Annotated in this window: 15 protein-coding genes and 1 pseudogene; 7 read left to right on the top strand and 9 right to left on the bottom strand. The window is 63.8% G+C overall.

The genetic code is table 11. The features are described from left to right. Positions 1-15: 15 nt before the first annotated feature. The 4 genes from NKJ76_RS05910 (at position 16) to NKJ76_RS05895 (ending at position 4,888) form a co-directional block, all read left to right on the top strand. Positions 16-1,134, top strand: coding sequence for an MFS transporter (locus NKJ76_RS05910; RefSeq protein WP_352536981.1), 1,119 nt, complete (start codon positions 16-18; stop codon positions 1,132-1,134). 97 nt (positions 1,135-1,231) lie between these two features. Next, a complete protein-coding gene (locus NKJ76_RS05905) occupies positions 1,232-3,301 on the top strand; it encodes a prolyl oligopeptidase family serine peptidase (RefSeq protein WP_352536980.1) in 2,070 nt (689 codons plus the stop codon). Between the two features lie 32 nt (positions 3,302-3,333). After that, positions 3,334-3,456, top strand: a complete 123-nt coding sequence (locus tag NKJ76_RS05900) for a hypothetical protein (RefSeq protein ID WP_023670422.1) — start codon at positions 3,334-3,336, stop codon at positions 3,454-3,456. Positions 3,457-3,508: 52 nt separating this feature from the next. Further along, positions 3,509-4,888 (top strand): aspartate aminotransferase family protein, encoded by a 1,380-nt coding sequence (locus NKJ76_RS05895; RefSeq protein ID WP_023706071.1) that lies wholly within the window; start codon positions 3,509-3,511, stop codon positions 4,886-4,888. A 423-nt stretch (positions 4,889-5,311) separates the two neighbouring features. On the opposite strand, the gene mmsB is transcribed toward NKJ76_RS05895, so the two are convergent. The 3 genes from mmsB to NKJ76_RS05880 form a co-directional block, all read right to left on the bottom strand. Further along, entirely contained in the window at positions 5,312-6,196 is an 885-nt protein-coding gene (mmsB, locus tag NKJ76_RS05890; RefSeq protein WP_352536979.1) for a 3-hydroxyisobutyrate dehydrogenase, read from the bottom strand. Positions 6,197-6,294: 98 nt separating this feature from the next. After that, on the bottom strand, positions 6,295-6,663 hold the full coding sequence (locus NKJ76_RS05885; RefSeq protein WP_352536978.1) for a four helix bundle protein: 369 nt from the start codon (positions 6,661-6,663) through the stop codon (positions 6,295-6,297). 28 nt (positions 6,664-6,691) lie between these two features. Next, entirely contained in the window at positions 6,692-7,861 is a 1,170-nt protein-coding gene (locus tag NKJ76_RS05880; RefSeq protein WP_352536977.1) for an isobutyryl-CoA dehydrogenase, read from the bottom strand. Between the two features lie 149 nt (positions 7,862-8,010). On the opposite strand from NKJ76_RS05880, the gene NKJ76_RS05875 reads away from it, so the two are divergent. Together NKJ76_RS05875 and NKJ76_RS05870 are read left to right on the top strand one after the other, a co-directional pair. Continuing rightward, positions 8,011-8,619: a dimethylsulfonioproprionate lyase family protein gene (locus tag NKJ76_RS05875; protein ID WP_352536976.1), complete on the top strand. Its 609-nt coding sequence runs from the start codon at positions 8,011-8,013 to the stop codon at positions 8,617-8,619. 2 nt (positions 8,620-8,621) lie between these two features. Next, positions 8,622-10,097, top strand: a complete 1,476-nt coding sequence (locus NKJ76_RS05870) for a cobyric acid synthase (RefSeq protein WP_352536975.1) — start codon at positions 8,622-8,624, stop codon at positions 10,095-10,097. A 107-nt stretch (positions 10,098-10,204) separates the two neighbouring features. Here the strand turns inward: NKJ76_RS05870 and NKJ76_RS05865 are convergent. The 3 genes and pseudogenes from NKJ76_RS05865 to NKJ76_RS05855 form a co-directional block, all read right to left on the bottom strand. Next, a pseudogene (locus NKJ76_RS05865) lies at positions 10,205-10,423 on the bottom strand (AraC family transcriptional regulator); the annotation flags it as partial. Between the two features lie 98 nt (positions 10,424-10,521). Next, positions 10,522-10,692 (bottom strand): hypothetical protein, encoded by a 171-nt coding sequence (locus NKJ76_RS05860; protein ID WP_023670429.1) that lies wholly within the window; start codon positions 10,690-10,692, stop codon positions 10,522-10,524. A 52-nt stretch (positions 10,693-10,744) separates the two neighbouring features. Continuing rightward, the gene (locus NKJ76_RS05855; RefSeq protein ID WP_352536974.1) at positions 10,745-11,530 is read right to left on the bottom strand and encodes a TSUP family transporter; all 786 of its coding nucleotides are present in this window, start codon (positions 11,528-11,530) and stop codon (positions 10,745-10,747) included. A 196-nt stretch (positions 11,531-11,726) separates the two neighbouring features. On the opposite strand from NKJ76_RS05855, the gene NKJ76_RS05850 reads away from it, so the two are divergent. Then, positions 11,727-12,158 carry a TerB family tellurite resistance protein gene (locus tag NKJ76_RS05850; RefSeq protein WP_023691035.1) on the top strand — a complete coding sequence of 144 codons (432 nt, stop codon included), beginning with the start codon at positions 11,727-11,729 and terminating at the stop codon, positions 12,156-12,158. A gap of 115 nt (positions 12,159-12,273) precedes the next feature. Here NKJ76_RS05850 and NKJ76_RS05845 read toward each other — a convergent pair whose 3' ends face one another. The 3 genes from NKJ76_RS05845 to NKJ76_RS05835 are packed head-to-tail and all read right to left on the bottom strand — an operon-like array spanning position 12,274 to position 15,706. Next, positions 12,274-13,896, bottom strand: a complete 1,623-nt coding sequence (locus NKJ76_RS05845; protein ID WP_352536973.1) for an ABC transporter ATP-binding protein — start codon at positions 13,894-13,896, stop codon at positions 12,274-12,276. Next, positions 13,893-14,762: an ABC transporter permease gene (locus NKJ76_RS05840; RefSeq protein WP_352536972.1), complete on the bottom strand. Its 870-nt coding sequence runs from the start codon at positions 14,760-14,762 to the stop codon at positions 13,893-13,895. Before NKJ76_RS05840 ends, NKJ76_RS05845 begins: the two co-directional genes overlap by 4 nt. After that, positions 14,759-15,706, bottom strand: a complete 948-nt coding sequence (locus NKJ76_RS05835; protein WP_352536971.1) for an ABC transporter permease — start codon at positions 15,704-15,706, stop codon at positions 14,759-14,761. Before NKJ76_RS05835 ends, NKJ76_RS05840 begins: the two co-directional genes overlap by 4 nt. Positions 15,707-15,716 lie beyond the last annotated feature (10 nt).

Here is a 15,716-nt window from a genome sequence, read left to right as displayed (position 1 = left end):
CATGTGGAAGGCATCATGGCTGCGACCGGTTCGAGCGATGGCGAAGCGGGGACGCAATGGGCGGCGGCGCTTGCCGGCGTAACTGCCGCCCTCGCGATGTTCGGTGCGGCGCAAGGGCTGAGCTCGCCGCTGTTTACGCTGCTGATGCAGAAGCAAGGCATGTCGCCGGCGCTGATCGGCTTGTCGGCAGCGATGATGCCGCTTGGTCTGATCCTTTCGGCCTCGTTCGTGCCGGCAGCCGTTCGGCTGGTCGGCGCGCGCAACCTGGCTGTGGGTTGCTCATTGATTGGGGCGCTGTGCTTCCTCGGCATCGGCTACCTGCAGGACTGGGTGGGCTGGTTAGTCATCCGCTTCATCATCGGTATCGTCATCAACCCGCTCTATATACTGGGCGAAGTATGGGCGCTGTCGCTGGCGCCGCCGTCGCGCCGCGGCAGGGTGATGGGGGCATTCAACACCGTGCTGGGCGCTGGCTATGCTGCGGGGCCTTTGGTCCTGACCGCGGTAGGGATATCGGGCTGGGTTCCTTTCCTGGTCGGCATGGCCGGCTTCATCCTGTGCGCCGCGATCCTTCGTGCTGTTTCCTCAAGCCTCGCCGGCTTCGAGGATGACGGCCAATTGCCCGGCGGCTTTTTCGGTTTCGCCAGGCTGGCGCCGGCGCTGTTGTTTGCCGTGCTGGTTTCGGCGGCGGTCCAGCAGGGCACCTACGCATTGATGCCGGTCTTCGGTGCTGCCTATGGCCTGCCCGAAAGGACGCTGGCGGCCCTGGTGATGGCACTGTCGCTGGGAAACATCTTCCTGCAAATCTGCGTCGTGGTGACGGTGCTGGGCTGCGCCCTGTTGCCGCTGCTCATCGAGACGCCGCTGATCTGGCCTTGCGTCTTTATCTGGGGCGCGGTCTCCTATGGCATCTACACCATGTCGATCATCGAGCTCGGCGAGCGCTTTACCGGCTCGGCGCTGGTCGCCGGCAATGCCGCCTTCTCCCTGATGTGGGGCATCGGCGGCATCGTGGTGCCGCCGCTGGCGGGTGGCGTCATGGATGTGATCGGCGCCTCCGGTCTGCCGATCACGCTGGGCGCGATTTGTCTGGCACTGGCTGTGGCCACGGTCCTGCGCCGGCGGATGGTTTGAGGCCGCATTCCCCCGATGACCTGACGTACCATCTTGAATAAAACCGCTTGCAACGCGATGTAGGCAGGGCTGCCCGCCACTAGCCTGGAGACCATGCGTGACCCAATCGACGACAAAACGCCAGACGGATGCCACCGCGGAGGACAAGTTCCTCTGGCTGGAGGACCGGACCAGCAAGGAATCGCTCGACTGGGTGCATCGCCAGAACCAGATCACCGTGGCCGAACTACAGGGCGATCCGTCCTACCAGGCGGCCTTCGAGACGGCGCTCGACCTGATGACGGCCGAGGACAACATTGCGGTCGGAGCCGCGCTCAACGGCCAAGTCTATAATTTCTGGCAGGACAAGACCAATGTGCTCGGCCTCTGGCGCCGCACGACGGTTGCTTCCTACAAGACCGAGAAGCCTGTGTGGGAGACGATCATCGACTTCGACGTGCTGTCGGCCAAGGAGGGGGTGAAGTGGGTGTTCAGCGGCGCCAGCCGCCTTTACCCCGATTTCAACCTTTGCCTGGTGGCGATGTCGCCGGATGGCGGCGATGCGAGCGAGATGCGCGAATTCGACATCGAGACCAAATCATTCATCGAGGGCGGCTTCCGCGCTCCCGCCTCGAAATCCGGCTTTTCCTGGCTGGACAGGGACACGGTCATTGTCTCGGCTGCCTTCGATGAAGACGACAAGACCCAGTCCGGTTATCCGCGCGTCGTCAAGCTGTGGAAGCGCGGCACCCGGTTGGAGGAGGCGACGCCGATCTTCGAGGCCGAGAAGCAGGATCTCGCGGCCGGCGCGGGGGTCGAGCATGATGGCGACAGGCAGTATTTGTTTCTGGCCCGCACGATCGCCTTCTTCTCCTCGCACAGTTTTCTGCGCCTGCCGTCGGGCGAAAACCGGCGCATCCCGCTGCCGGACGATGTCACCGACACCGCGCTGTTCAAGGGCCGGTTCGTGTTCGGGGTGCGCAGCCCATGGACGGCGCCGGGCGGCACTGAGTGCTTGCCGGACGGCCTCTCTTCCTTCGATTTCGAACACTGGATGGACACCGGCGACCTGGGCCCTGTTGAAACCATGCTCGCGCCAGCGCACCGTGTTTCGGTCGCCGGCATTGCCCGCACTCAGGACCGGCTGTTCATCAATCTGATGGACAATGTGCGCGGCAAGGTCGTTGTCGCCGAGCGCAGCGGCGACCGCTGGTCGCTGAAGCCGGTGGCGCTGCCCGAGAACGGCAATGTCGGCATCGCGCATGCCGAGCATTTCGGTTCCAGCGTCTCCTTCTCCTTCACCGATTTCCTGACGCCGAGTTCGATCATCTGGTCGGACGATGACGGGGTGACGCTGGCCACCGTGAAATCGCAGCCGGCGCGGTTCGACGCCGCGCCGCTGGTCTCGGAACAGTTCGAGGCGCGCTCGAAGGACGGCACCATGATCCCGTATTTCGTCGTCAGGCGGCGCGACCAGAAGGGTCCGGTACCGACGCTTCTCTATGGTTATGGCGGCTTCGAAATACCGCTGCTGCCCGGCTATGCCGGCGTGCGCGGCAGGCTGTGGCTGGAGAAGGGCAATGCCTATGTGCAGGCCTGCATTCGCGGCGGCGGCGAGTTTGGGCCGGCCTGGCATCAGGCGGCGCTGAAGGGCAATCGCCAGACTGCCTTCGACGATTTCGCCGCGGTGGCGCAGGACGTCGTCAGGCGCGGCATAGCCACGGCTGCTTCCCTCGGCATCCAGGGCGGCTCGAATGGCGGCCTGCTTACCGGCGTTTCCCTGACGCAGCATCCCGAACTGTTCGGCGCCGTCATCATCGAGGTGCCGCTGCTCGACATGCTGCGCTACACCGAACTGCCGCCAGGCGCCTCGTGGATCGGCGAATATGGCGATCCGGCAAAACCGGAAGAAGCCAAGTGGCTCGCCGCCTATTCGCCGTACCATCATGTCTCGGCCGATGCCGTCTATCCCCCGGTGCTGCTCACGACATCGACCGCCGACGACCGCGTCCATCCCGGCCACGCCCGCAAGATGGCGGCGAAGCTGCAGGAAGCAGGTCACGGCAAGACGTTGTTCTTCGAGGAGACGGAAGGCGGCCATGGCGGTCGCGGCGACCGCCGGCCGCAAGCGGCGCAAACCGCCATGAAATACGTGTTCCTGCAAAGGGTATTGAGCGGCACCGCTTGAATTCCGGGCCTCGGGCGGCATAGACTGCCGCCATGGTCTACATGAGCACATCCGGCGCCTTCGGGGTCGCGGTGACACCGTCGCCGCGCACGCTGCGCGCCGAACTGCTCAGGCTGTGCGCCCGCATCGGCTATTCGCCGCCCGCCGTCCTCTGACGAAGTCGCCCCGGCAGCTTGCCGGTTTGATTCCAGAGGAAAGAGCAAACCCATGACTTACCAGAATTATTCGCTGAAGCAGCTTCAGCAGATTGACGCCGCGCATCATCTGCATCCCTTCACCGACCACAAGGAATTGCGCGAGACCGGCTCGCGCATCATCACCCACGCCAACGGCCCGTTCATCTACGATGCCGACGGCACCGAAATACTCGACGGCATGGCCGGGCTGTGGTGCGTCAATGTCGGCTATGGCCGCGACGAGCTGGCCGACGCCGCTTACGCGCAGATGAAGGAATTGCCCTACTATAATTCCTTCTTCAAATGCTCGACGCCGACGCCCGTGCTGCTGTCGAAGAAGCTGGCCGAGCTGGCGCCCAAGGGCATCGCCCAGGTGTTTTACGGCTCCTCCGGCTCGGAGGCCAACGACACGGCGCTGCGGCTCGTGCGCCACTATTGGGTGCTGGAAGGCAAACCGGAGAAGAACCGCATCATCTCGCGCAAGTCGGCCTATCACGGCTCGACCGTCGCCGGCACGTCGCTCGGCGGCATGGATTTGATGCACAAGCAGCTCGGCGGGGCGGTTCCCAACATCGTCCATGTGATGATGCCCTATGCCTATGAGTTGGCGCTGCCTGGCGAAAGCGACCATGATTTCGGCCTGCGCGCGGCCAAGGCGGTCGAGGATGCCATTCTGGAGGCCGGCGCCGACAAGGTGGCTGCCTTCATCGGCGAGCCGGTGATGGGAGCGGGCGGGGTGAAAATACCGCCGATGAGCTATTGGCCGGAAGTGCAGCGCATCTGCCGCAAATACGATGTGCTTTTGATGCTGGACGAGGTCATCACCGGCTATGGCCGCACCGGCGAATGGTTTGCGGCGCAGACCTTCGGCATCGAGCCCGACACCATCACCACGGCCAAGGCACTGACCTCGGGCTATCAGCCGCTGTCGGCGCTGCTGGTCGGCGACCGTATCGCGGCGACGCTGGTCGAAAAGGGCGGCGAATTCTACCACGGCTATACCTATTCGGGTCACCCGGTGGCCTGCGCGGTGGCGCTGAAGAATCTCGAGATCATGGAGCGAGAAGGCCTGGTCGACAGGGTCAGGAACGACACTGGACCTTACTTCGCCCAGGCGCTGCAGGAGCGCATTGCCGGCCACGAACTGGTCGGCGAGGTGCGATCGATCGGGCTGATGGGCGCGGTCGAGATCGTCAAGGACAAGGCGACCAAGGAGCGCTTCCTGCCGGCGGGCAGTGCCGCCGTCACCGTCCGCGACCACGCCATCGCGCAAGGCCTGATGCTGCGCGCCACCGGCGACACGATGATCCTGTCGCCGCCGCTGATCTGGACCCGCGCGACGATCGACATGGCTTGCGATCGCATCGCCAAAGCGCTGGATCTGGCGCAAGCGGATTTGCGCAAGAAGTAGATGGAACGACAGCCGACGCCTTGCAATCAGGGCGCCCGGACTGTGCGCCTGCTTATCGTCAGGGTCGAAGGGGTCAGCGCACCGATCGTGCTGGTCAATGAAGACCATCAGGCAATTCCGAACGCTGCAATCGAAATATAATTCAGACAGAACAGTATAGGACTGCAAAACGCAAAAACCGCGCTCCATCGGAACGCGGCTTTGCCAGATACGCATGGCATTTCGCCAACAATACACTTGCGAAAATTACGGGCTCCGGTACGCGAGACCTGATCCGGAGCGCCGGGCGGATGCGATATGTCCGCCTCGCCATCCGTTATATAGGCACATCGTTACCGCCGGGTTATCGAGAGCTTAAGCAAATCTAAATTTGCAATTTTTCCGCGCAATAAAAATCGAGAAAAGCGCTGCCAAATTCGAAACTTATAGAGAACTGCCGCGAAGGAAATTTATGATGCCGGAAAAATCGTCGCCGCCATTTCCCTGGGCGTTGAACAGCGCATAAAGCTGGGCCGCTTCGGCCCCCATCGGCGTCACCGCGCCGGCGCTTTGGGCGGCTTCCTGCGCCAGTTTCAGGTCCTTCAGCATGAGTGCCGCGGCAAAGCCCGGTTTGTAGTCGCGGTTGGCGGGTGAGGCCGGCACGGGACCCGGCACCGGGCAATAGGTGGTCAGCGACCAGCACTGGCCCGACGAGGTCGAGGCAACGTCGAACAGCGCCTGATGCGAGAGGCCGAGCTTTTCGGCCAGCACGAAAGCCTCGGCAACCCCGATCATCGAAATGCCGAGCATCATGTTGTTGCAGATTTTGGCTGCCTGACCGGCGCCGTCGTCACCGCAATGGACGATGCGGCCTGCCATCGGCTTCAGGACCGGTTCGGCCTTGGCGAAGGCATCCTTGGCGCCGCCGGCCATGAAGGTCAGTGTTCCCGCAGCAGCACCGCCGGTGCCGCCGGAGACGGGGGCGTCGATCGAATGCAGCGCGTGTTCCCTTGCTACGGCATGCGCCTTGCGGGCCGACTCGACATCGATGGTCGAGGAATCAATGAACAGGGCGCCTGGTTTGGCCTTGGGTGCGATGTCCTCGTAGACCGAGAGCACGTGCTTGCCGGCGGGAAGCATGGTGATCACGACATCGACGTCCTTCACCGCGGCAACAGCATTAGCCATGACGGTGACACCATGCTCGCGCGCGACGGTCAGGTTCTCCGGCATCAGGTCAAAGCCGTGCACCACGTGCCCCGCCTTGACGAGATTGGCAGCCATCGGGTTGCCCATATTGCCCAAGCCGATGAAGGCGACAGTGGTCATAGCGGTGCTCCATGATGAGTAGGCAGTAGGCAGTAGGCAGTAGGCAGTAGGCAGTAGGCAGTAGGCAGTAGGCAGTAGGCGGTAGGCAGTAGGGCGACCTATTTGGGTGCGAGTTTGATAATAAGTTGGCGAAGCATCTTTCCGATGGCCTCGGCCGCCAGAAGCAGGTGCTCAGCTTGCCCATGCGTGGCAACGCCAATGCGTTGAGCGATTTGGAGGTGTGTCTCGAACTCCTTCAGCGAGCCTTGGGCTATCCTGAGAAATTGCTGATAGGAGCCTCGGTTGTCTCGGCCATAGCCTTCCGCGATGTTTGCAGGGATAGAGGTTGCTGAACGGCGGATTTGGCTGGTCAGCCCATATAATTCCTCTTTGGGCCATGTCTTGGTCAATGAGTAGGTGCTGACAGCCAGATCCATCGCCTGCTGCCATACGATAAGATCCTTGTACGAGTTGATCTTGCCGGTCATCCTTTGCCTACTGCCTACTGCCTACTGCCTACTGCCGTCCGATCAACGCCCGCGCGATAATCACGCGCATAATCTCGTTGGTGCCTTCGAGGATCTGGTGGACGCGCAGGTCGCGCACCAGTTTTTCGATGCCGTAATCATGGAGATAGCCGTAGCCGCCATGCAGCTGCAGCGCCTCGTTCGCGACGTTGAAGCCGATGTCGGTGACGAAGCGCTTGGCCATGGCCGACCATTTGCCGGCATCCGGCGCCTTGCGGTCGAGTTTCGAGGCGGCGGCGTAGAGAAAGATCCGCGCTGCCTGCAATTCGGTCTCCATGTCGGCCAACCTGAACTGCAGCGCCTGGAACTGGTTGATCTTCGAGCCGAAAGCCTTGCGCTCGGCGGTATAGGACAGCGCCTTGTCGAGCGCCGATTGCGCGCCGCCGAGCGAGCATGCCGCAATGTTGAGGCGGCCGCCGTCAAGGCCGGCCATGGCGATGCCGAAACCTGCGCCTTCCCCCGACAGCAGGTTTGCAGCCGGCACCTTGCAGTCCTCGAAGATCACCTGGCGGGTCGACTGCATGTGCCAGCCCATCTTGTGCTCGTTGGCGCCGAAGGACAGGCCGGGCGCATCCTTCGGCACGACGAAGGTGGAAACGCCCTTCGGCCCGTCGGCGCCGGTGCGCGCCATGACGACATAGAGGTCGCTGTCGCCGGCCCCGGAGATGAACTGCTTGGCGCCGTTAAGCACATAGTCGTCGCCGCTCTTCACCGCGCGCGTCTTCAGCGCCGCGGCATCCGAGCCTGAGCCCGGCTCGGTCAGGCAGTAGCTCGCCAGCCATTCCATCGAGGTCAGCTTCGGCAGGAAGCGTTGGCGCTGCTCGTCGTCGCCGAAGCGGTCGATCATCGACGCCGCCATATTGTGGATCGAGATGAAGGAGGAAAACGCCGGATCGGCGTGCGACAGTGCCTCGAAGATCAGCACGGCGTCGAGCCGGCCGAGCGCCGAGCCGCCGACATCGTCCCTGACATAGATGCCGCCAAGGCCAAGCGGGCCGGTCTCGCGGATTACATCGGCGGGAAAGTGTCTTGCCCGGTCCCATTCGAGCGCATTGGGCGCAACGCGATCGGCGGCGAAGGCCTGTGCCATCTCCTGGATGGCGCGCTGCTCCTCATTGAGTTCGAACTGGCTGGTGCTCGCATCGACGGCGGCGTCCATGGCGTGCTCCCTGTGTTTCCCCAGCTGGGGTTGGCTTGCTGGCCTGTTGTTTTTGGCTTTGCGCGCCGCTCAATCTAGACCAATGATGCCGCCGCGCAACCCGGCTCGCCGCGCAGCCGCTGTGCATGAATGGATCAACGGAGCATTGCGTGCCGACGTATTTCGACGAATTGCTCGACCGCTTCCATGCCTATCTCCGGGGCGTGGACAACGCGCTGGTGCGGGACGCCGTGACCCGGATCGGCTGGAATATGACGGCGCGCGTGCTCGAAGCGCATCCGCTGCCTTGCCTTGGTCTGTTCGACCGCATTGTCGAACTGGCGCCGCCGGACCCGCAGCCTCTGGTGCAACTGCTGGCGGAGCGTCGTGACGATCTGTGCTGGGGGCAGACCTACAACGCGAGCGATTTTGGTGAAGCGTTCTTGCAAAAATACGGCTGGCTGGAGGTGTTTGGCACGCGCGGCCATTTCGCCAATGAAGAGGTCGCGGCCGGATTGCTGATCCTGGGACCCGGCATCACCTATCCCGACCATCATCACATTGCCGAGGAGATCTACATTCCGTTGACCGGCGGCACCGAATGGCGCATGGGCGAGGGCGGCTTTCACATCCGCCAGGCGGGCGAAATTATCCATCACGCCTCCAATGTCAGCCATGCCATGCGCACCGGCAGCGAACCGTTGCTGGCGCTCTACATCTGGCGCGGCGGGCCGCTGTCGCAGAAGTCGACCGTTTCCGGCGCGAAGGGCAGGGGCTGAGCATGGCAAAGGCGATCATGCTGCAAGGCACGGGTTCGGATGTCGGCAAGACGGTGCTGGTGGCGGGGCTCTGCCGCGCGGCCAGGAATCGCGGGCTGAAAGTCAGGCCGTTCAAGCCGCAGAACATGTCGAACAATGCCGCCGTCGCCGACATTCCGGGCGACAACCGCCCCGGCGGCGGCGAGATTGGCCGTGGGCAATGGCTGCAAGCGCTGGCGTGTGGTGTTCAGCCGACCGTGCATATGAATCCGGTGCTGCTCAAACCCCAGAGCGACATCGGTTCGCAGGTGATCGTGCAAGGCAAGGTGTTCGGCGAGGCGCGAGCGCGCGACTACCAGACAATGAAAGCGGGGCTGATGGACGCCGTGCTGGAGTCCTGGACGAAGGTCGGTGAGGCCGCCGATCTGGTCGTCGTCGAGGGCGCCGGATCGCCGGCCGAAATCAACCTGCGCAGCCGCGACATCGCCAATATGGGCTTTGCCACGCGCGCCGACGTGCCGGTCATCCTGGTCGGCGACATCGACCGCGGTGGCGTCATCGCTTCGGTCGCCGGCACGCATCTGATCCTGCCGGAGGAAGACAGGCGCATGATCGTCGGCTACCTCATCAATAAGTTCCGCGGCGATGTCTCGCTGTTCGACGACGGCATCCGGTCGATCGAAAGCTTCACCGGCTGGCGCTGCTTTGGCGTCGTGCCGTGGCTGAAGGCGGCGACGCGATTGCCTTCGGAGGATTCGGTCGTGCTCGAACGCCTGGCATCGGGCGAGAAGCGGGCGTTGAAGGTCGCCGTGCCGATGCTTGGCCGCATCGCCAATTTCGACGACCTCGACCCGCTCAAGGCCGAGCCGCAGGTCGAAGTGGTGTTCGTGCCGCCGGGGCAGCGCTTGCCGGAGGATGCCGGCCTGGTGGTCATTCCCGGTTCCAAATCGACGATCGGCGATCTCATGAAGTTCCGCGAGAATGGCTGGGATCGCGATCTCCTCGCCCACCGCAAACGCGGCGGCCATATCGTCGGCATTTGCGGCGGTTTCCAGATGCTCGGCCGCCTGGTGCGCGATCCCGATGGCATCGAGGGCAGCGTCACCGAGGCCGAGGGACTCGGCCTGCTCGACATCGAGACGGTGATGGAACCGGAAAAGACGGTGCGCAATGTCAGCGCCCGCTCAGTGCCGTTCGGCCTCGCGCTCGAGGGCTACGAAATTCATCTCGGCCGCACCACCGGGCCGGACATGGCGCGGCCGTCGGCTGTGATCAACGGCATCCACGACGGTGCCATTTCCGCCGACGGCAAGGTTTTTGGCACCTATCTGCACGGCCTGTTTTCCGCCGACGCTTTCCGGGCGAGATTCCTGGAAAGCCTCGGCGTGAAAGGCGGCGGCATCGACTATCGCGCGGACGTGGAAAAAGCGCTGGACGAGATCGCCACCGAGCTGGAGCGCCATCTTGAGTGCGATGCGATTTTTGGGTTAGCAAGGTAGGACCGTCCACCGTTTCGCCATCCTCGGGTCTGCGCGTCCGCTTCGTTTCCACTCCGTGGATGTCGAAGTTCGGGCGCTTTCGCCGACCTTCGACGCGGCGCTGAAGGACCAAGGCCGATGGCGAAGGATTCTGCGAAACTGATCACCAGCGGGACGGTGAGCGAGGCGTATTCGACATTGCGAAAATGGCCGGGCGCCGTTTCGCGATAGCCACAAATGTCGGTGACCGCGTTCTGCAGCCGCAGGCCCGGCGCGCGCCGCACCATCTCGAACCGGTCGGCTACCGGGCGGTGCTGTTGATCGTGGCGCTCCGTCTCGCCGGACATGGTCATCCTCCGCGCGGAAGAGCCTAACGGACCATGCATCCAAAGCAAAAGCGCCCGGCTTTTGACCGGGCGCTTCGAATTGCAGAAGTCGCGGGCGCCTAGGCGCCGCGCATCAGGCAGGCGGCGGCAAGCACGATGTATGCGATGAGGACAATCCACACCGCAGCCAGAGGAATGAACGCAAGAACGCCAAGCGCGGCGAGCACGCCGATGATGGCGATGACTAGGGATATGATGAAAACAAGCTGAGTGGGTGCACTAAGATTCATGTGTGGTCCCTCCAACATGATTCGTACAACGGCATCCTATCAGGCGTGCGGCTCATACACCAACTAGCTGGCGCAATGGGTTCGCCGGATCGGCCAGCAGCTTCACCGCCAGCGCGAGGCAGATGATCACCAGCAGCGGCTTGATCAGCCTTGCGCCGATGCGGATGGCAAGGCTGGCGCCGAGCCGGGCGCCGAGGAACTGGGCGATGCCCATCATCAGCCCGATCTTCCAGTAGACGACGCCGGCGATAGCAAAGACGATGAAGCCGCCGATGTTGGAGGCGAAATTGAGCAGCTTGGTGTGTGCCGTGGCCTTGAGCACGCCGAAGCCGGCGAGGCTGACGAAGGCCAGCATGTAGAAGGAGCCGGCTCCCGGCCCGAACAGCCCGTCATAAAAGCCGACCAAAGGGGCGATGATCAGCCCGAACAGGAAGGGCGACAGGCGCTCGGCGCGGTCGACATCGTTCATGTTGGGTTTCACGGCGAAGTAGATCGCGATGGCGATCAAAAGCAGCGGCAGCAGCGCCCGCAGGAGATCACCCGGCACGAATGCCGCCAGCAAGGCGCCGACGGCACTGCCGGCAAGGGCCAGAAGCGCCGATGGCAGCTGTCGGCGCAGATCGACATGGCCATTCATGGCGTAGTGGATGGTCGCCGAAGCGGTGCCGAAAATGCCCTGCAGCTTGTTGGTTCCAAGTGCTGCGACCGGCGGGAATCCGGCAAGCAGCAGGGCCGGGATGGTGATCAGCCCGCCGCCGCCGGCTATCGAATCGACAAAGCCGGCTGCAAAGGCGGCCAAGGCAAGCATGATGACGGTGTGGGTAGCGAGGTCGAGCATCGGGATTTCTGAACATTCCGGCGGGAAAGGTGATGCCGCGCCTTCTCATGGCCATCCGGTTTGCGCAAGGCCGATTCCGCGCTATGTCTATCCAAGCGCGTTGCGCTTGGATTTCCTGTGGTGCATGTCATTATCCCAATACCGCTGCGCAGTTTTGGATCATGTGCACTGGGCGGACGCGGAAAAGGGGACACTGTTGGCGATGGCATTGCTCGACCAGATACGCTCGATCTTCGATGGTGACCCCGGCGTGCGCAAGGTTGCCGACGACCCGGTGCTGTCGGCGGAACTCTTGATGCTGTTTCGCATGATCCTGGCCGACGGCTCGGTTTCGGAGAGCGAAATGGTCGCCTTCCGGCGCATCTGCAAGGACGCCTTCGGCATCCCGGAAACCAGCATCGACGCGGTCATCGAATATCTCAATGATTTCGGCTACGAGACCAACGGTTCGCAAGCCATGGCGCTGTTCCGCGATCTCGATGTCGAACGGCGCAAGTTGCTGGCGCTCCACATGGCGGAGATCGCCAAAGCCGATTCCAAACTGGCAGAGAGCGAGGTGCGGCTGTTGCGCCGCACGCTCGATTTGCTCGACATCAGCCCGGTCGATGTGGTGAAGCCGGAGGAGTGAGGCAGACCAGGGGCAACGGCCGCCCAGCCGGGTCCCCGCTGCTTCGCAGCGTCCCAGCGTTCGTGACCTTTCATCGTGCCACTGGCACGATGAATTCGCTGCGCGAACCGGTCACTCACCCCTGTTCCTGCATACGGTGAGCGATCGCCCGATGCAGATCGGGCGCAGCCGCGACCAGCGCCCTGGCCGCCTCCGACTGCGGATGATCGAGCACGTCACCGGTCTTGCCGCGCTCGACGATCCTGCCGTCATGCATGACCAGCACCTCATCGGTGATGGCGCGGGCGACGGTCAAATCGTGAGTGATGAAGAGATAGGCGATGCCGAGCTTCTGGTTGAGCTCTGCGAACAGATCGAGGATCTGGGCGCGGATCGAGACGTCGAGCGCCGAGACCGGCTCGTCGGCGACGACCAGCTTCGGCCTGGTGATAATGGCGCGGGCGATCGACAGGCGCTGGCGCTGGCCGCCGGAAAACTCATGCGGATATTTGTCCATGTCGCTGACGCCGAGGCCGACCTCGTGCAGCGCATGCGCCACCATCTCGCGCCGCTCGGCCGGTGTCGGCTTCTTTTCTAGTACATGCAGCGGCTCGGCGACCAGTTTCTCGACCTTCTGGCGCGGGTCGAAAGAGCCGTAGGGATCCTGGAACACCACCTGCATGTCGCGCCGCGCGGCTTTTAGCTCCGCCTCGCTTTTGCCGGTGATGGTCTCGCCGCGAAAGCGGATCGTTCCCGATGTCGATTTGTCGAGCGCCAGGATCATGCGGGCAAGCGTTGACTTGCCGCAGCCGGAGCGGCCGACCAGCGCCACCGATTGGCCCGGCGCCAGCGACAAGGACACGTCGTCGACGGCGCGGATTGGAGCCGCTGACTTGAACAGGGAGGTGCGCCGGCCCGGATAGTCCCGTGTCACGCCTTCGACCTCAAGCAGCGGTTTGCCCTGGCCGGTGGCGTGAACCTTGGCGCGCGCGGGCACGTGCATGGAGGCCAGCGCCAGCTGGCGCGTGTAGGGATGCAGCTGTTCCGATAGCGTGCGTGCGGTGTCGCCGGCTTCCATCACCTCGCCATGGCGCAGAATGGTGATGCGGTCGGCCATCTCGGTGACGACCGCGAGATCGTGCGAGATCAGAAGGAGGCCCATGCGGTTTTCGCTGACAAAGCCGCGCAAGAGGTCGAGGATCTGCGTCTGCAGCACCACGTCGAGCGCCGTGGTCGGCTCGTCGGCGATGAGCAGCTTGGGTTTCAATGCGCAGGCAATGGCGATGACGACGCGCTGGCGCTGGCCGCCCGACAGTTCGTGCGGATAGCGCGACAGCGGGAATTTGGCCTCAGGCAGGCCAACGCGGTCGAGCATTTTGCGCGCCCGGTCTTCGGCGTCGGCACGGCTTGCCCTGGTGTGCCAGCGTATCCCTTCAGCGACCTGCTCGCCGATGGTTTTTACCGGATTGAGCGCCGTCATCGGTTCCTGGAACACCATGCCGATGTCGTCGCCGCGCAGCGCGCACATCTGGTCCTCTGTGGCCGCAAGGATGTCGATGCCGTCGAAGGTCACGCGGCCGGTGGCGCGCGCAGCATGCGGCAGAAGCTGCATGATGGTCAGCGCTGTCATCGATTTGCCCGAGCCGGATTCGCCGACCAGGCCCATCACCTCGCCGGGCGCGACGGAGAGGTCGACCCCTTTCAGGATCGGCGTGTCGCCGATGGCCAGCGACAGGTTCTCCATCTGCAGCAGGCTCATCGCTGCCGCCGCGATTTCGGGTCGAGTATGTCGGCGATGCCGTCGCCGAGCAGATTGAGCCCAAGCACCGTGACGACGATGGCCATGCCGGGGAAGATGGCCATCCAAGGCGCCACCACCATGCGCGTCTGCGCGTCGAACAGCATGCGGCCCCAGCTCGGCATTGGCGGCTGTGCGCCGAGGCCGACATAGGAGAGGCCGGCTTCGGCCAAAATGCCAAGCGCGAACTGGATGGTGCCTTGCACCAGAAGCAGCGTGGCGATGTTGGGCAGCACGTGCTCGATTGTAATCTGCGTCTTGCTCTTGCCGGCGGCGCGGGCGGCGAGGATGAATTCGCGCGGCCAGATCGCCAGCGCACCGGCCCGGGCGACGCGCGCAAACACCGGAATGTTGAAGATGCCGATGGCGATGATGGCGTTGATTGCGCCCGGTCCGAAGATAGCGGTGATCATGATGGCCGACAGCAGCGCCGGGAAGGCGAAGACAAGGTCGTTCAGCCGCATCAGCGCCTCGTCGACGAACCCGCCGCGCGCCGCGGCGAAGGCGCCGAGCGGCACGCCGACGCCCATGCCGATGCCGACCGCGACCAGCGCCACGGCGATCGAGTTGCGGGCGCCGACCATGATCATCGACAGGATGTCGCGGCCGAAATGATCGGTGCCGAACCAGTGCGCCGCAGAGGGCGCGAGCGTCTTGTCCGAGATCACCAGTTTGGTCACGTCGTAGGGCGTCCAGACGTAGGAGATGACCGCTGTTGCAGCCACCAGCACCGTGATGGCGAAGCCGATGAGGAAGGAGCGGTTGCGGAAGGCCTTGGCCAGAATGCTGCCCAACGTCTCCTGCGGGATGTCGATGTGCAGCGTCATTGCCGGCCTCGAAGGCGCGGATCGACGATGGCGTAGGAGACGTCGACGACGAGGTTGACCGCAATGACGGCGACGACCAGCAGCATGACGATGCTTTCCACCACGATCAGGTCGCGCTGAGTGATCGCCTGGAACACCAGCCGTCCGAGGCCGGGGAGATAAAAGACGTTCTCGATGATGATGGTGCCGGCGAGCAGGAAGGCGAATTGCAGGCCCAGAATGGTCAGAACCGGGATCATCGCGTTGCGCAGCGCGTGCCGCCACAGCACGGCGCGATAGGGCAGGCCCTTGGCGCGGGCGGTGCGGATATAGTCCTCGTTCAGCACCTCGATCAGCGCCGAGCGGGCAACGCGCGCCAGGATCGCCGCCTGCGGCAGAGCGAGGGCGATGGCCGGCAGCAGCAGCGATTTCAGCGCCGGCCAGGCGCCGGCGCTCCAGCCGGGAAAGCCGCCGGCCGGCACCAGCCGCAGCCAGACGGCAAAGAGGTAGATCAGCATCAGCGCGAACCAGAAGTTCGGGATGGCAACGCCGAGCTGGGCGGCGCCCATAGCGATCGTATCGCCGGCCCGCCCGCGCCGGCTGGCGGAATAGAGCCCGACCGGGATGGCAATGATGGTGGACAGCGCCAGCGCGATCAGCGCCAGCGGCAGGGAAACCGCCATGCGCTCGCGCACAAGGTCGATGACCGGCACCGAATAAGTGTAGGAGCGGCCGAAATCGAGGCTGAGCAGACAGCCGACCCAATGGAGGTAGCGCAGGAGAAGCGGCGCGTTGAGGCCCATCTGGTTGCGCAGGAGTTCGACCTGCTCGGCGCTGGCGTTGAGGCCCAGCATCAGCCGCGCCGGGTCGCCGGGCAGGATTTCGAGCACGGCGAAGACGACCATCGAGGCCAGGATCAAGGTGGCGATGGCAATGGCGAGGCGTTTGAGGAGGTAGGCGGTCATGTTGGAGGGG

Source organism: Mesorhizobium sp. M0029 (assembly GCF_040323735.1).
Classification (GTDB): domain Bacteria; phylum Pseudomonadota; class Alphaproteobacteria; order Rhizobiales; family Rhizobiaceae; genus Mesorhizobium.
The sequence above is the reverse complement of the archived record's forward strand: the minus strand, read 5'-3'. Positions and strand labels throughout refer to the sequence as shown.

What these genes read in the sequence shown, in the direction of transcription:
- NKJ76_RS05855 (WP_352536974.1), bottom strand. Translation starts at nt 11,530, where the DNA reads ATGCTCGACCTCGCTACCCACACCGTCATCATGCTTGCCTTGGCCGCC.
- NKJ76_RS05910 (WP_352536981.1), top strand. Translation starts at nt 16, where the DNA reads ATGGCTGCGACCGGTTCGAGCGATGGCGAAGCGGGGACGCAATGGGCG.
- NKJ76_RS05860 (WP_023670429.1), bottom strand. Translation starts at nt 10,692, where the DNA reads ATGAATCTTAGTGCACCCACTCAGCTTGTTTTCATCATATCCCTAGTC.
- NKJ76_RS05835 (WP_352536971.1), bottom strand. Translation starts at nt 15,706, where the DNA reads ATGACCGCCTACCTCCTCAAACGCCTCGCCATTGCCATCGCCACCTTG.
- NKJ76_RS05895 (WP_023706071.1), top strand. Translation starts at nt 3,509, where the DNA reads ATGACTTACCAGAATTATTCGCTGAAGCAGCTTCAGCAGATTGACGCC.
- NKJ76_RS05845 (WP_352536973.1), bottom strand. Translation starts at nt 13,896, where the DNA reads ATGAGCCTGCTGCAGATGGAGAACCTGTCGCTGGCCATCGGCGACACG.
- NKJ76_RS05880 (WP_352536977.1), bottom strand. Translation starts at nt 7,861, where the DNA reads ATGGACGCCGCCGTCGATGCGAGCACCAGCCAGTTCGAACTCAATGAG.
- NKJ76_RS05840 (WP_352536972.1), bottom strand. Translation starts at nt 14,762, where the DNA reads ATGACGCTGCACATCGACATCCCGCAGGAGACGTTGGGCAGCATTCTG.
- NKJ76_RS05870 (WP_352536975.1), top strand. Translation starts at nt 8,622, where the DNA reads ATGGCAAAGGCGATCATGCTGCAAGGCACGGGTTCGGATGTCGGCAAG.
- NKJ76_RS05900 (WP_023670422.1), top strand. Translation starts at nt 3,334, where the DNA reads ATGGTCTACATGAGCACATCCGGCGCCTTCGGGGTCGCGGTGACACCG.
- mmsB (WP_352536979.1), bottom strand. Translation starts at nt 6,196, where the DNA reads ATGACCACTGTCGCCTTCATCGGCTTGGGCAATATGGGCAACCCGATG.
- NKJ76_RS05885 (WP_352536978.1), bottom strand. Translation starts at nt 6,663, where the DNA reads ATGACCGGCAAGATCAACTCGTACAAGGATCTTATCGTATGGCAGCAG.